General features: G+C 41.1%; 12 protein-coding genes, 4 tRNA genes and 1 other RNA gene. 6 read left to right on the top strand and 11 right to left on the bottom strand.

What is annotated here, in order from left to right; translation table 11 throughout:
* The first annotated feature begins 238 nt into the window (after window positions 1-238).
* The 6 genes from IB67_RS08360 to IB67_RS08385 all read left to right on the top strand — a co-directional run bounded on the left by IB67_RS08360 (window position 239) and on the right by IB67_RS08385 (window position 5,887).
* Complete coding sequence (locus tag IB67_RS08360) at window positions 239-1,033, top strand: DUF4912 domain-containing protein (protein ID WP_498875249.1); 795 nt, start codon at window positions 239-241, stop codon at window positions 1,031-1,033.
* 2 nt (window positions 1,034-1,035) lie between these two features.
* Window positions 1,036-2,637, top strand: coding sequence for a glycoside hydrolase family 57 protein (locus tag IB67_RS08365; RefSeq protein WP_498875250.1), 1,602 nt, complete (start codon window positions 1,036-1,038; stop codon window positions 2,635-2,637).
* Window positions 2,638-2,798: 161 nt separating this feature from the next.
* Window positions 2,799-3,374: a 2-oxoacid:acceptor oxidoreductase subunit gamma family protein gene (locus tag IB67_RS08370; RefSeq protein WP_498875251.1), complete on the top strand. Its 576-nt coding sequence runs from the start codon at window positions 2,799-2,801 to the stop codon at window positions 3,372-3,374.
* Entirely contained in the window at window positions 3,367-3,717 is a 351-nt protein-coding gene (locus IB67_RS08375; RefSeq protein WP_445918563.1) for a 4Fe-4S binding protein, read from the top strand. The genes IB67_RS08370 and IB67_RS08375 overlap by 8 nt, the downstream gene beginning before the upstream one ends.
* A gap of 12 nt (window positions 3,718-3,729) precedes the next feature.
* Window positions 3,730-4,899, top strand: coding sequence for a pyruvate synthase subunit PorA (porA, locus tag IB67_RS08380; protein WP_498875252.1), 1,170 nt, complete (start codon window positions 3,730-3,732; stop codon window positions 4,897-4,899).
* Window positions 4,900-4,912: 13 nt separating this feature from the next.
* Window positions 4,913-5,887, top strand: a complete 975-nt coding sequence (locus IB67_RS08385) for a thiamine pyrophosphate-dependent enzyme (RefSeq protein ID WP_498875253.1) — start codon at window positions 4,913-4,915, stop codon at window positions 5,885-5,887.
* Between the two features lie 51 nt (window positions 5,888-5,938).
* On the opposite strand, the gene IB67_RS08390 is transcribed toward IB67_RS08385, so the two are convergent.
* From IB67_RS08390 to IB67_RS08440, 11 genes are all read right to left on the bottom strand, one after another.
* A complete protein-coding gene (locus IB67_RS08390) occupies window positions 5,939-6,880 on the bottom strand; it encodes a radical SAM protein (RefSeq protein WP_498875254.1) in 942 nt (313 codons plus the stop codon).
* Between the two features lie 183 nt (window positions 6,881-7,063).
* Window positions 7,064-9,241, bottom strand: a complete 2,178-nt coding sequence (gene bglX, locus IB67_RS08395; RefSeq protein ID WP_498875255.1) for a beta-glucosidase BglX — start codon at window positions 9,239-9,241, stop codon at window positions 7,064-7,066.
* 230 nt (window positions 9,242-9,471) lie between these two features.
* On the bottom strand, window positions 9,472-9,975 hold the full coding sequence (locus tag IB67_RS08400; protein WP_498875256.1) for a GNAT family N-acetyltransferase: 504 nt from the start codon (window positions 9,973-9,975) through the stop codon (window positions 9,472-9,474).
* A gap of 114 nt (window positions 9,976-10,089) precedes the next feature.
* Window positions 10,090-10,734, bottom strand: a complete 645-nt coding sequence (locus tag IB67_RS08405; RefSeq protein ID WP_498875257.1) for a nuclease-related domain-containing protein — start codon at window positions 10,732-10,734, stop codon at window positions 10,090-10,092.
* A gap of 699 nt (window positions 10,735-11,433) precedes the next feature.
* Window positions 11,434-11,794, bottom strand: a transfer-messenger RNA (tmRNA) gene (ssrA, locus tag IB67_RS08410).
* A gap of 117 nt (window positions 11,795-11,911) precedes the next feature.
* Window positions 11,912-11,999 (bottom strand) — tRNA-Leu (locus IB67_RS08415).
* Between the two features lie 154 nt (window positions 12,000-12,153).
* Window positions 12,154-12,228, bottom strand: a tRNA-Gly gene (locus IB67_RS08420).
* Window positions 12,229-12,244: 16 nt separating this feature from the next.
* Window positions 12,245-12,334: transfer RNA gene (locus IB67_RS08425), tRNA-Leu, on the bottom strand.
* A gap of 7 nt (window positions 12,335-12,341) precedes the next feature.
* A tRNA-Lys gene (locus tag IB67_RS08430) sits at window positions 12,342-12,417 on the bottom strand.
* A 123-nt stretch (window positions 12,418-12,540) separates the two neighbouring features.
* Entirely contained in the window at window positions 12,541-13,257 is a 717-nt protein-coding gene (locus IB67_RS08435) for an ABC transporter ATP-binding protein (protein ID WP_498875258.1), read from the bottom strand.
* A complete protein-coding gene (locus IB67_RS08440) occupies window positions 13,258-14,880 on the bottom strand; it encodes an ABC transporter permease (RefSeq protein WP_498875259.1) in 1,623 nt (540 codons plus the stop codon).
* Window positions 14,881-14,905 lie beyond the last annotated feature (25 nt).

Here is a 14,905-nt window from a genome sequence, read left to right on the forward strand (position 1 = left end):
CAAAGCGCCTGAAAAGGCGCTTGTTTTTTGATTTATCAACTTTTATACTGTATACGAATTGTTAACTAACGTGAATTAAATGTAATATATACCTATTCCCATATTAAATCTGGTTATTATCATATATTTAAAAATATGTGTACTTTTCACTCTCTTACAACAATTTACAACACCTGCAAAAGTGGTAAAATACTTTCGAGATGCGAGAAAATCACACAATCCGCTGGGGGGTGAAGACATGGTAAATGTTGTTCAAGAACTTGAGAAATGGCTAAGTGAGGAAAGAACGATTCAAGAGCTTAAGTCTAAAGCTAAGGAATTAGGACTGACAGTGAAAAAACAGATGACGAAGAGCGATGTCCGAAAGTTAATCGAAAGGTACGTAGAGAGAGTAAAAGCGGTCCAACCTGAAGATACGACCTCACAAAGACCGTCCTCAGCAACATCAACAGTCCAACAAGTTACTCCAACCAAGGCAATGCCAGCCAAAGAGGATATCTCAATTCCAGAAACGTACAACAAAGACAGACTTGTTGCAATGCCAGTTAATCCTAATTGGATACACTTGTACTGGGACTTTTCTGATGCAAATCGGGAGTTTTTGAAATCTCATCAGGTGAGAAAAGTCGTTTTAAGAGTTTACGATGTAACATTCATAGAATTCGATGGAACAAACGCACACAGAACCTTCGAAATCAACGTTGATATAAACCATATGAAGAATTATTACATAAATGTGCCAATGCCAGGAGCTCACTATCTTGCCGAAATCGGTTACTATGATCAAGAAGGTAAATACAAGTTCATATTACGTTCTAACCTATGTAAAACACCCGTTAATTCACCAAGTCAGTCGACGAGGGAAAGATGGATGGACTTGAGAAAGAGGAGAAGGATAGTCATGCCTTCGAGTGGTATGTTAACACCTGTTGTTGAAAGGATAGGCGGGTCAGTTCAAGGTCTGGAGCATCTTTTTCGGATTTCGAGTGTTGGAAGCATCAGCTTTATTCAACTTAGTGGGAAGGGGATGTAAATATGCCACGTGGACAGATAATGTTCGTATTACATGCTCACCTACCGTATGTTCACCATCCAGAATATCCGTTTTTCTTGGAAGAGCACTGGTTGTTTGAAGCGATAACGGAAACATATATCCCCTTGTTAAGGATGTTCAAAAAGCTGGAAGAAGAAAAAGTGCCCACAAAATTGACAATGTCTATAACACCACCATTGATGGAAATGCTGGCAAATGGGGATCTCCAGGAGAAATATGAAAAACATCTTGAAAAGCTGATAGACCTCGCAAGAAAAGAAGTTGAACGAACAAAGAATGAACATCCTACTAAGCACAAGATGGCACAGTATTATCTTGCGCTTTTGCAAGAAACTTTGCATATTTTCAAAGATCAGTACAAGAGAAATATATTAAACGGATTCAAAGAATACATGGCGAGGGGTTATCTCGATGTAATAACCTGTAACGCTACTCACGGTTATTTACCATTTATGGAACAATACCCACAAGCCATCAGAGCCCAGCTCGAACAAGCAGTTAAAACGTATGAAAGACACATGGGAGTAAAGCCGCGCGGTATCTGGCTTGCAGAATGTGCATATTTCCCAGAGTTAGATAGGTATCTTGCAGAATATGGTATTGAATACTTCTTTGTAGATTCCCACGCACTTTGGTATGCAGACGAAAGACCACGATATGGAGTTTACAGACCGGTCATCACTCCAAATAATGTCTTTGCATTTGCGAGAGATCCTGAAAGTTCAGAGCAGGTATGGAGTGCTCAAATTGGTTATCCAGGTGATTCAAACTACAGGGAGTTCTACAGAGACATTGGTTTCGACAGAGAGTACGAATATATAAGGCCTTACATTGATCCAAGTGGTGTAAGGATGAACACCGGCATAAAATATCATAAGATTACTTCAAAAGATGTGCCGCCTGAGAAGAAAGATTACTATGACATAGACATTGCGAAACAAACAGCAATGAATCACGCAAAGGATTTCCTTAGAAAGAAAGAAGCACAAGTGGAATACTTATTAGATTTGTTTGAAGGTTTAGAACCAATCATCGTAGCGCCGTTCGATGCTGAGCTTTTTGGACACTGGTGGTATGAAGGACCATTTTTCATCGAATACTTCATGCGAGAGGCAGCCAAGAGCCAGAAGCTTCGTGTTGTCAGAGCTTGCGATGTTGTCGATTGGATTGAGAAAGTACAGATATTAACACCTGCCGCTTCTAGTTGGGGTGCGAATGGGTACAATGAAGTCTGGCTCAACGGAACAAATGACTGGATTTATCCACACCTACATGAAATGGTCGAGAAAATGACAGAGATGGCAAAACAACATTCAGAAGAAACTGATCCTGTTAAGATTAGAATCCTAAATCAAATGGCAAGAGAATTACTCTTAGCACAATCGAGCGATTGGGCATTTATAATGACAACGAGAACGAGCGTAGAGTACGCTGTTAACAGAACCAAAACGCATATTAAACGATTCTTAAACTTGTACGATATGCTAAAGAGTGGTAATATAGATGTAGGGGAGTTACAGAGACTCGAGTACGTCGATGACATATTCCCGGACGTTGATTACAAAATGTATCTAAAATTCTGATTTTGAAATGAGTCTCTAATTCCCCCGAGATTGCACATCAATCTCGGGGGTTATTGTTATGAAAAACCGACACATTGTGAAGAACTTATCAAATTGCCAAGTTAGTGCCAATTACGAGGCTTTATTCCATTATTTTTAAAACCCGAAAGGAGGTAAGGAAAGTGCCAGCAAACATATTTGAGATCAGATGGCATGGAAGAGCTGGACAAGGTGCAAAGAGTGCATCTCAGATGTTAGCAGAAGCCGCTCTTGACATGGGCAAGTACGTTCAAGCATTCCCAGAGTACGGTGCGGAAAGAACAGGTGCACCGATGAAAGCCTTCAACAGAATCTCTGACGAACCAATCCTTCTCCACTCATCAGTCGAAAAGCCACACCTTGTAGTTGTTATCGATGACACACTTCTTGGTAACCCTGATATACTTTCCGGAACAACAGAAGAGACGATACTCATAGTCAACACTGTTAAATCAGTGGAATGGGTAAGGCAGAAGTCGGGATTCAACGGCAAGGTATGCGTTGTAAAAGCAACAGACATTGCTGTCGAAGAACTCGGCAGGGGAACACCAAACACGGTTATGCTTGGTGCGATAGCAAAAGTTACAGGAGTTATCGAATTGAAGTACGTTGAAGATAAGATAAGAGACATGTTCCTCAAAAAGTTCGGTGAAGAGGTTGTTCAGAAGAACATCAAGGCACTTCACAGAGGATACGAGGAGGTGACCTGCAGTGCCTGAACTCAAGGGTTGGAAGGAACTGCCAATTGGTGGTTTGATAGTTGAACCAGGTAACGCGAGACAGTACAAGACAGGAACATGGAGAGTAATGAGACCCGTTTACCAAGCAGAGAACTGTATTCACTGTATGCAGTGCTGGCTCTACTGTCCTGATCAGGCAATCGTAGTAGAAATAGTTGATGGAAAGCCAAAGATGAGAGGTTACAACTACTACTACTGTAAAGGTTGCGGACTTTGTGCGAACGTATGTCCAAAGAGCATCGATCCAAAGACGAAACAACCAGCTCCGGAAGACAAGAGAGCTATAGTAATGAGACCAGAAACAGAATTCGCGGATGAGTAAGGAGGTGCGAAAATGCCTTTAAAACAAGCAATTACAGGTGCAGAAGCGATAGCTTATGCAATGAAGCAAATAAATCCAGATGTTGTGGCAGCTTATCCTATCACGCCACAAACACCAGTTGTTGAATACTTTGCAAAGTATGTCGCAGATGGTGTTGTCGACACAGAAATGATTCCCGTTGAAAGTGAACACTCAGCGATGAGTGCAGTTGTTGGTGCGGCTGCAGCAGGCGCAAGATCGTTTACCGCAACAGCTTCCGTCGGTCTTGCACTCATGCACGAAGTTGTCTTTATAGCAGCATCTTTGAGACTTCCAATAGTTATGGCTGTTGCAAACAGGGCGCTTTCCGGACCAATCAACATTCACTGTGACCACAGCGACGCGATGGCTGAAAGAGACAGTGGCTGGATTCAACTCTGGGCAGAAAACGCGCAGGAAGCATATGACTTCACAGTTATGGCTTACAGAATTGCAGAACACCCAGATGTAAGAATGCCTGTCATGGTAAACTTTGACGGATTTATCATTTCCCACGGCGTCGAAGTTGTTGAGACACTTGACGATGAAGTTGTGAAAAACTTCGTTGGAAAGCCAATAAGAATGAACCCATTGCTTGATACATCAAAACCAGTAACATATGGTCCACTCGATTTGTACGACTACTACTTTGAACACAAACGCCAACAAATAGAAGCGATGAAACACGTTCCAAGAGTATTCAAACAAGTAGCCGAAGAATTTGCCAAGATTTCTGGAAGAAAATACGATTTGGTTGACGAATACATGGTCGACGATGCAGAGTACATAATGGTTGCTCTTGGTTCCACGGCAGGAACAATCAAGCACACAATCAACGAGCTCAGAGCACAAGGAAAGAAAGTTGGATTAGTCAAACCATGGGTATTCAGACCATTCGTTAAAGCTGAATTCCAGAGAGTGCTCAACGCAAGAAAAGGTGTAGTAGTGCTTGACAGAGCAGCATCGTTCGGTGCAGAAGCTCCACTTTACGAAGCAGTAAAATCTGCACTTTACGAAGTTGCAGTTAGACCACAAATGGGAAGCTACGTATATGGTCTTGGTGGAAGAGACATAACACCAGATCACATAAAGCAAGCATTTGAGGATGCCTTCAAAGGTAACCTCATTACTGATGAAGAAAGATACCTTGGACTCAGAGAATAAGGAGGTGTAATGGATGCCCTTGAATGCTATAGAACTTGCAAAGATGTTTCATGATAAAAATCCTGGAATGACACAAGGTCACAGAATGTGTCCAGGTTGTGCCGCTCCAAACGTAGTAAGATTCGCACTCATGACAGCAATTGCTAAGGGTTACGAACCAGTGATAGGAATAGCAACAGGTTGTCTCGAAGTCTCCACAACTATTTACCCATACACATCTTGGAATATTCCATACATACACAACGCATTTGAAAACGTATCGGCAACGATAAGCGGTGTTGAAACAGCATACAGAGCGTTGTTAAAGAGAGGCGAACTCGATAAAGACAAGAAATACGCATTCTTTGCGTTCGGTGGAGACGGCGGTACATACGACATCGGACTTCAATCACTCTCCGGTGCAGTTGAAAGAGGTCACAAGTTTATCTACATCGTTTACGACAACGAAGGTTACATGAACACAGGTAACCAGAGGTCAGGTTCAACACCTCCAGGCTCAGACACGACAACAGCGCCAGTTGGAAAGAAGCTTCCTGGTAAAGTTCAGCTCAAGAAGAACCTTGTTGAAATAATGGCAGCACACGAAAACGTATACGTTGCAACCGTATCCATTTCTGATCCTGTAGACTTCATGAAGAAGATAGAAAAAGCCCTCGAATTCGATGGACCATCATTCATCGCAGCATACTCACCATGTGTGAGATTCTGGCGTGTTGCTGATGACAAAGCAGTTGACATGAGCAAACTCGCAATTGAAACACTCTACTGGCCACTCTACGAAGTCGAAAGAGGCGTTTACAGAGTAACGAAGAAAGTAAGCAATCCAAAACCAGTTGCAGAATACATCAAAGCACAGGGAAGATTCAAACCAATGCTCTCAAGACCAGACGCTCAAGAAATTATCGACGAACTCCAAGAATACGTCAACAGAAGATACGAAAGACTCCTTGCTCTTGAAGAAGCAACAAAGGATAAACCAATTAGGTAAGCGCACAAATAAATTAAGAAGGCTTCGGTTCTTCCGAAGCCTTCTTTTTTGTTAAACTTTTTGGCAAATTAACTCATCCCTACCATCGAATATCAGATGTGAATAAGCTAAGCATCCGGCATTACATGAATTTTCGTACAACTCGCAACTTGAACACACGTTAGGCAAAAGAACTGATGGGTTGTAAGAATACCAAATCTCTTTAAAATTCTTTTCTCGGATATTACCCATGTAGAATTCCGGGCTGTATCTGAAATGCCCGCAAGGTACGACAGTTCCATCCACAAGGATGGAGGCATGCGTACTTCCAGCTGTGCACTTCTCACCTAAGATATTCTCCTCAATATGCAACTCAACATCGCCTGAATAAGAATTGAGCTTTCCCTTTACAAATTCTATATGCTCCCTATCAGGCATAAGCAAATCCTTGTTTAAAAGCCCTCTGCCAACTGGAACGAACCTATCGACATACAGAGCAGTTCCTAAATCTTGCGCCAAAGCAATCATATCTTCTATATACATGTAGTTCAGCCGATTGACCACAAAAAGAATTGTTACATCAAAACCTGCCGAGACAAAGTTCTTCAAACCAGCGAGTGTTTTTTCGAAAGTTTTCTTACCACGAATCCTCTCGTGGATTTCTGGAATAGGACCATCGAGAGACACGCCTACTGATAGCTTTGGACATGCTCTCTTCAACTTTTCGCACACTTCAGGTGTTGCCAGTGATGCGTTTGTGTTCATGAGCATTTTTAAACTCTTTGAGTATCCGTATGAAAGAATTTCATATATATCTTGTCTCAGGAGAGGCTCACCGCCGACTATATCTAAAAGCTCTGCATCAGCCTCTACAAGCTGGTCGATGACGAGCTTTATCTCTTTGGTTGAAAATTCGTATCTTGACTTCTTCCCAGCATTGCAGTAACAGTGTAGACAATTGTAATTACAAGCTGTGGTTATTTCGAATTCGATATTCTTTGGACGAGGGCGCATCAAATACACCTCCCAAGACTACATAGTAATTTGATTAAGTATGGACGACTCAGGTACAATGATTTGTCTTGAGTTATAAAATTTTCTATCGCAACGACTTATGAAACATAGTTTGCTTGAAAATGTCTACTAATCAGCTTTTATCTTGCTTAAACTATTTGAAGTTTTTTGAGTGAGAATAAATCATCTCAACTCAAATTCCACCGTCTGAACATCCCTCGAATTTGCACCTATCATGAGCTGGAATTTGCCTTTTTCCGACACATATTCCATATTCTCGTTGTGGAATCTGAGCATCTCTTCCCTTATCTCAAACACTACTTCCTTTTCTTCTCCTACTTCCAAATGTATCTTTTTAAACCCTTTCAGTTCCTTAACGGGTCTAACCACGCTTGCGGTTATGTCTCTTATGTATAGCTGAACAATCTCATCTCCGGGGTATTTTCCAACGTTCTTGACTTTCACGCATGCTTTAATTATGCCGTCTTGGGTTAGGACTTTCTTGTCTAATTTAATCTTCGAGTATTTGAATTTTGTATAGCTCAGTCCAAATCCGAAAGGTAGTAATGGTGCATTTGGTATGTCGATGTAGTGAGTGCAGAATCTCTCTTTGCTATCTTCGCTTGGTTTGGGTCTTCCTGTGTTGAAGTGGTTGTAGTAAACCGGTATCTGTCCGACTGTGTATGGGAAACTCATAGTTAACTTAGCTGAGGGGTTCTTATCTCCAAATAGAACATCTGCGATTGCATTTCCACCTTCAGTTCCCGAGAACCATGCTTCAAGGATTGCAGGTGCTATATTGTACAATTCTCTAATCTCTAAGGGTCTTCCGTTGAACAGTACAACGACTGTCGGCTTTCCAAGTCTCATAATTTCTTTTGCCAATTCCTCTTGCCTGCCTGGTAAGGTGATAAATGCTCTGCTTCCACCTTCTCCACTCATGTCGTGATGTTCGCCGAGTGCAAGCACTATCGCATCAGCTTCTTTAGCCACCTTGAGAGCTTCTCTAAGAGATTTCTTGAACTGTGCGCTGCTGTCTCCTTCTATTTCGCAACCCTTTGCAACCAATACTCTATCTTCACCTATCTCATTGATTATTCCCTCTTTTAAGGAAATCGCTTCTTCCCATCTTCCCTGCCAAGACCACGGACCTAAGATAGCGTGTTCATCCGCATAAGGACCGATTATCGCTAATTTCTTGATGCTCTTGTCAAATGGCAAAACATCTTCATTTTTCAGCAACACAACGGATGCTGCAGCGACTTCACGGGCAATCCTTCTGTGTTCATCGCACAGGACAACCTGTTTTTCTTTTTCTATATCTGCACCTTTGAAGGGATTTTCAAACAAGCCAAGCTCTTCTTTGAGTTTTAATATCCTATAGACAGCTTCGTCGATGAATTTTTCGTCTACTTTCCCTTCTTTGACTAACTTCTCCAAGTTCTTGATATAACATCCTGTCATCATGTCTATATCAACGCCAGCTTTTATAGCCTTCTCGGCAGCTTCCTTTTCATCCTCTGCAACTCCGTGAGGAATAAGTTCCTTTATTGCACCCCAGTCGGATATAGTTACGCCTTCAAATCCCCATTCATTTCTCAAAATGCCCCTCAAGAGCCACTTGTTACCAGACGAAGGGATGCTGTTGACGGTGTTGAATGAAGTCATAACCATCTTGCAGCCCTCGTCTATTGCGGCTTTATATGCTGGCAAATAGAACTCTCTAAGCATTCTTTCAGAGATGTCAACGGTGTTGTATTCTCTTCCTCCTTCCACTGCGCCGTACGCTGCAAAGTGCTTTACACAGGATGCGATGTTTCCTTCTTTTGAAATATCATCACCTTGATAGCCCCTTACAAATGCACGTGCCATAACGCTGTTCAAATATGGATCTTCTCCTGTCGACTCCATAACTCTTCCCCATCTTGGGTCTTTGACGAGGTCAACCATAGGTGAGAATGTTACATGCACACCGCCGGCTGAAGCTTCTATCGCAGATACCCTTGCTGCTTTCTCAACTAACTTCTCATCCCAAGTACAACCAAGCGCTAGTGGAATGGGGAATATCGTTCTGTATCCGTGGATAATATCAGCCATAAACATCAGTGGGATTTTCTTTTTGTTCCTTTCCAAGTACATCTTCTGTATTTCTATTGTCTCTTCAGCCCCAGCGGTACCCAACACTGACCCTGCGTTCCAAACATCTGAATCCTTAATGCCCAACGCTTCCATAGGACCTGTTATTATGCCCTTTGCACTGTCCTTGAAAAGAAATGGTGCTAACTGCACCAACTGTCCTATTTTTTCTCCTAAAGTCATTGAATGCAGTAGTTTCGTGATATCTACTTTCTTCTTTCCCACAATACCTGCCTCCTCAATCGTGTGGTCTATTGATATATTTGTAGTTTTTCAATACTCAAAGGAACTTGCTTATATAATGGTATACCTTGTATTTGCGAGTTGTCAATCGATTTTGACATATAACAAAAAAGCAAAAGCCCTGAGAAATCAGGGCTTTTAAAACTATAGTAATGATTTTTATTGAGAACAGAACTCTTATGAATTAAAGAACTATCAATTATTCTAGTGACTCACAAGTTGTATCTCGCCATTATGTAGATGTCTGCATACTTTCCATCTTTGACTGCGGCGTACTTCTTTGTTCCCTCTATCTGAAATCCCAAGGATTCATAGAGCTTTATGGCTCTTTCGTTATCAACAAAAACCTCAAGTTCGATTCTCAGTAGTTTCAACCAATTATCTGCCAAGTCTAAGATTTCATTCGATAGTGCTCTACCTATTCCTCTTCCTTGATAATCCCTATGAACAGCAATGCCAAGGCGTGCAGAGTGTCTTTGTCTCGGGTTTGTGTTCACATGAAGTCCAACAACCCCCACTACTTTCTTTTCTCCGTTTTCTGTTATCTCTGCCACAAACACATGATCGTTTGGTCCTAACCCCCTTATATACTCCTCGGATCTTGTTATCCTTTCACTCTTAATACCGAGAGTTGTTTCCCTTGTACCGTCCATAGTCCGCAATTCGCTGAGAAAGACAGCGTCTTCAAATCTTATAGGCCTGATAGTTAGATCCATAAAAACCCCCCAATCATTCAGCGTTCTAACATTGCACAGTTCCCTGAAAGCGATATGCTTTTTGTCTTGGGTTCTCTACATATGACAAAGTTATTGTTATCATCACTCAAGGCTTCATTTCTTCCCATTTAATTTATGAATCCTAACATTCTTCACGTGTTCCTTCATATTTTTGCGACTATTAATATTTTTTGAAATAAGCCTCTCAAAAATCATCTCCTTCTGCTCATCAGTTAAACATTCTTGATTGTACTTCTTTACTGTTTCTACAAGTGCGGTTGTTGAAACAACATCAGTCTTTGCCTCAACTTTCAAATCAGCCTTTGTGGTGAAAACTACCACTGAGATAAATTTTATATTACCTAAATCTGATAATATTTCTTTAAGCTCTTGAATGTGTCCATAATTCTGCCTGATTGGATTGAAAAACTTTTCTTTCCTTTTGTATATGACTTGCGTCCAGTACTCATCGTATTCTTTGCCATATATCCAGCCTTGATAATTCTTTGTTTCAATAACAAATACTCCGTAGTTCGAAACAACAACATGATCTATCTGGACAGTCTTGGAACCAACCTTAATTAAGAGATTATTTAAAACTTTATACTTCTTTGGATCTAATCGAGATAGAAGGAGAGAAACAGACTTCTCACCTAATACACCCTTTATTTTTGGTTTTAATAATGATAATATCGCACTAATAATTATCAAAGCCCATATGTACCACAAATCCAAGAGTAAGGTGAAAGCTAATTTCAAGCTCTTACCCCCTTTTTCTTTGCTTTTGTAATCATCTATCGTCATTTTTAATGTATGAGGATTTGAGATCTTATTAAGATTATATAATAAAGAATTCATAGTCATTTTATAAGGTCATTTTATAAAAACTGATAGTGAACATGTAAACGAAAGGTTTGACTTGAAAAGAAAAAGCTGTGTAGGTGAAACATGATTTTTAGCTTTAATAAAAGGACAAACTACAGAAAAAACTTAGACTTGTTTCCCAATGCGACGAAGAACCACACCGCCTGTTAGAATTAAAATTCCTGCTACCACATATATAATTATTAAAAGTATTTTAGGCATCCTATAAATTAAAGTATTCACAAAAACACCAATAACAAATAAACCCAAGCCCAATTTATTAATCTCTCAGAAAGTTTCATTACAATAACCCCATTCACATAATTGGCATTGTTTGATTTCTTCAGAGAATGCTGCATCTTATTACAATTTAAGAAGCTTGTATGATTAATATGATTAATAAGTTATCTTCCATTATACTACTTTTGTCGGCGCAATGAAAGGCTTTTTGGTAAAATGTTACTTTCTTAATTACAAGAAATAGTAGCTTCGAAGTCTTAAAAAGCTCATTTCTAAATAACTTCTTGCACAATACCATGTTTCTAATTCGTTAGAATAACAAAAAAGCCCTTATTTCTCAGGGCTTTTTTGTTCTGGTGGAGGCGGCGGGAATCGAACCCGCGTCCGAAAGTAAATCCACGTTGGCATCTCCGAGCGCAGTCTGTGATTTGGATCTCGCCAGTTAGTCGCCCACAGACAGGCTACTAACTGACCAGCCTCACTGAGTAAGGTAGTTTCAGACGTGAGGCGCATCTGAACTACCTGGCCAGTTGGGTCACGCCCAACTACAGAGCACTGGCCAGACTCTGTAGCGGACGGCTACCTGTTAATTAGGCAGCGAGAGGAACGTATTCGTTGGCACTTAACTTTTTTCCTGCCGTTTTTTAACGCGGACGGCAGGCAACCTCGGCTCGCTTCCAACGAGGACTTACCCCCGTCGAAACCGTTCGCCCCCAATATTAATTTGCCAATGACTTTCTTTCCCAATATTATTAGACTATTTTAAAACGAAAATCGTTTAAGATAGGTGGATTGAAAAAATAACGCCCTTGATAGGGCGCATCTGCTATTTTGGTGCCGAGGGCGGGATTTGAACCCGCACGGTCCCAATGACCGCATGGCCCTCAACCATGTGCGTCTGCCAATTCCGCCACCTCGGCATAGATTTCAGATTTTTTATCGCGATCACTATATATTATACCACAAGCTAAAAAATTCGTCAAGAAGCCTTTTTGAAGTGATTTTTGTTCAAAACATTCAAATGATTTCGATAAAAAAAGAGCGCTTGTGCGCTCGCACGGACTTTTTAAAATCTGGAGCGGGTGACGGGTTTCGAACCCGCGACCCCTTGCTTGGCAAGCAAGTGCTCTACCGCTGAGCTACACCCGCTCGTTAACCCTTCGCCTGGTGCGAGAGGAGGGATTTGAACCCTCACGGGATTATCAGTCCCACTGGATTCTAAGTCCAGCGCGTCTGCCAATTCCGCCACTCTCGCACCTCTCTGGTGACCCGGGCGGGATTCGAACCCGCGACCCCCTGATTAAAAGTCAGGTGCTCTACCTGCTGAGCTACCAGGTCACCTATTCGTCTTTGGCAAGACGTGCCGATAAGAATAATATCATATGCTCTTTAAAGTGTCAAGGGGTGAAATGTATTTTGGAAAAACATCAGAAGTAGTACGTTACAAAATATGGCAGAGAGTTATGCAAGATTAGCAGGTATCTCTCGGTTTAGAATTGAAGAGCGAAAAACAGAATTCGCTGCGTAGAAAATAATCTCACCTTTCTGTATGATTGCTATCTTGTCAGCTAACTCAAGAGCGTCTTCTTTATCGTGAGAAACGAAAATACAAGTCTTTCCAGTTGATTTGATTATCTCTTTAATCTCTCGTCGTACGCTTTCTTGAAGATCTGCGTCGAGATTGCTGAAAGGCTCATCCAAAAGAACCAAGGACGGGTCCATGGCTAATGCACGTGCAAGTGCCACTCTCTGCTGTTGCCCGCCGCTGAGTTGGTACGGATATCTATCTTTAAGTTCCTCTATTTTCAGCACTTTCAGCATTCTATGAAGAATCTCTTCTCTTTTCGACTTATTCTTTTCACGAACACCGAAGAGTATATTTTGTGATACATTCAAATGTGGGAAAAGTACATAATCCTGAAAAACAAATCCTATATTCCTTTTCTCAGGCGGAACGAAAGTGTTGTGATCAACTACGGTTCTTCCTGCAATCTTAATTATACCTTGCTGAGGTGTTTCCAGCCCGGAGATGAGTCTAAGAAGGGTGCTTTTTCCGCTACCACTCTCACCTAAGATGCAGACAATTTCTCCTTCTTCTACATTGAAATTTATGTTTTTCAGTACGTAATCCTTGGAATTTCTGTACCGAAAATACAAATCTTTGATTTCGAGGAACATTCACTTCACCTCTTTTGTATTCAGATGAGTCACTAAATAAACCCCAGCCGTACAAATAAGGACAAGTATTAGAGACAAAACAGACGCCTCAGGAAGCATCTCGTCGGAAGTGTACTGGTAGATCTTTGTTGCAAGCGTGTCGAAATTGAACGGTCTAAGGATTAATGTTAGTGGCAGTTCCTTGAATATTTCAAGCATAACAAGGAGAATACCACTTACGATAGCTGGCTTAAGCATGGGCAAATCGACTTTGAAAAACGTGGCAGTCACACCATGCCCAAGCGTTCTTGAAGCCTCAAAGAAAGACTTACCAATCTTTTGAAAACCAGCTTCTATCGAGTTATATCCCACCGCAAGAAACCGTATTATATAGGCTAACAAAAGAATAACGGTGGTGGAACTGAGCAAGAACCCGGCATTTCCGTTGAACACAGTATCGTTTAATGAGAATATCACGTACAGAATTCCAATAGCCACAACAGCACCGGGTACGGAATATCCAAAAGTTGCCAGCTCCCTGTACGATTTAACAAAGCTGTTTGGTGTTATTCTAACGGTATTCGCGATAATCAGAGAAGAAACTACGATAATAATCGTTGCAGCAAGAGCTACCTTTAAAGAGTCAAAGATGAAAGTAAGAATTTCGGAATTGAGGAATAAGTGAAGTGAGAAAGACGCTGAATAGATTATCTGGAATAAAGGAATAAAAAAACCGACTGAAAGAACTGAAAAACAAAGTAGCGTTACGAGAACACCTTTAAGACCACCAAGCTTTTCTCTGTTCAGTGGCTTGACCTTTGTGGTTGTGTACTCGTATCTCTTTCTCCTTCTCGAAAATCTTTCTGTGAACAGAAGGATAAATACGAAGATCATAAGAGTTGATGCGACTTTTTTAGCTGCTGTCAAATCGCCCATGCTGAACCATGCGGTGAAGATTGTGGTGCTGAGAGTTTGAATACCAAAGTATTTAACTACCCCATAGTCATTCAAAACCTCCATGAGCACGAGGCTAACCCCAGCGATTATTGGACCACGGGATATTGGCAGAACTACTTTAAAGAAAATCTCCCACGCATTTTTGCCAAGAGTTCTTGAGACCTCAATAAGTGAGCCGGATTCTTTCTGGATAAAAGATTTTGCGATAAGATACACATAGGGAAATAGGAAGACTGTGTAGATGAATATTGCGCCTTTGATATTCATAATATCGAAGTACTTTTGATTGACTTGAATTCCTATGTTTCTCATAAAAAGCTGCACTGGTCCTGTGTAACTTAGCAAATTGCTGTAAGTATAAGCCCCCACGTAAGGTGGGAAAGCCAGGGGCAAGACAAGAGCCCAAGAAAAGAAGTTTCTGAGTGGAAAGTCGTAACGCACCACAAACCATGCCGCTGTAACGCCGATTACAGATGAAAATATTCCGGTAAACAGCAGCATAACAATAGTGTTCTTGATGTGGTCTTTAAGAAGGTAATTCTTGATATGTTCCCAGTATGGACTGATATTGCTGACACTACCAAGAAATACTGCCACATTGGGCAGAAGTATAAGGACTATAGCAATAAGGCTTAGAATGTTCCAGTAATTGAGGAGGCTTTGCTTTAATTTGCCCAGAAGAATCACCCTCTTTGAATCAAAAATAGACCGC

Source organism: Fervidobacterium riparium, from assembly GCF_025370035.1.
In the GTDB taxonomy this organism is placed as follows: Bacteria; Thermotogota; Thermotogae; order Thermotogales; family Fervidobacteriaceae; genus Fervidobacterium; species Fervidobacterium gondwanense.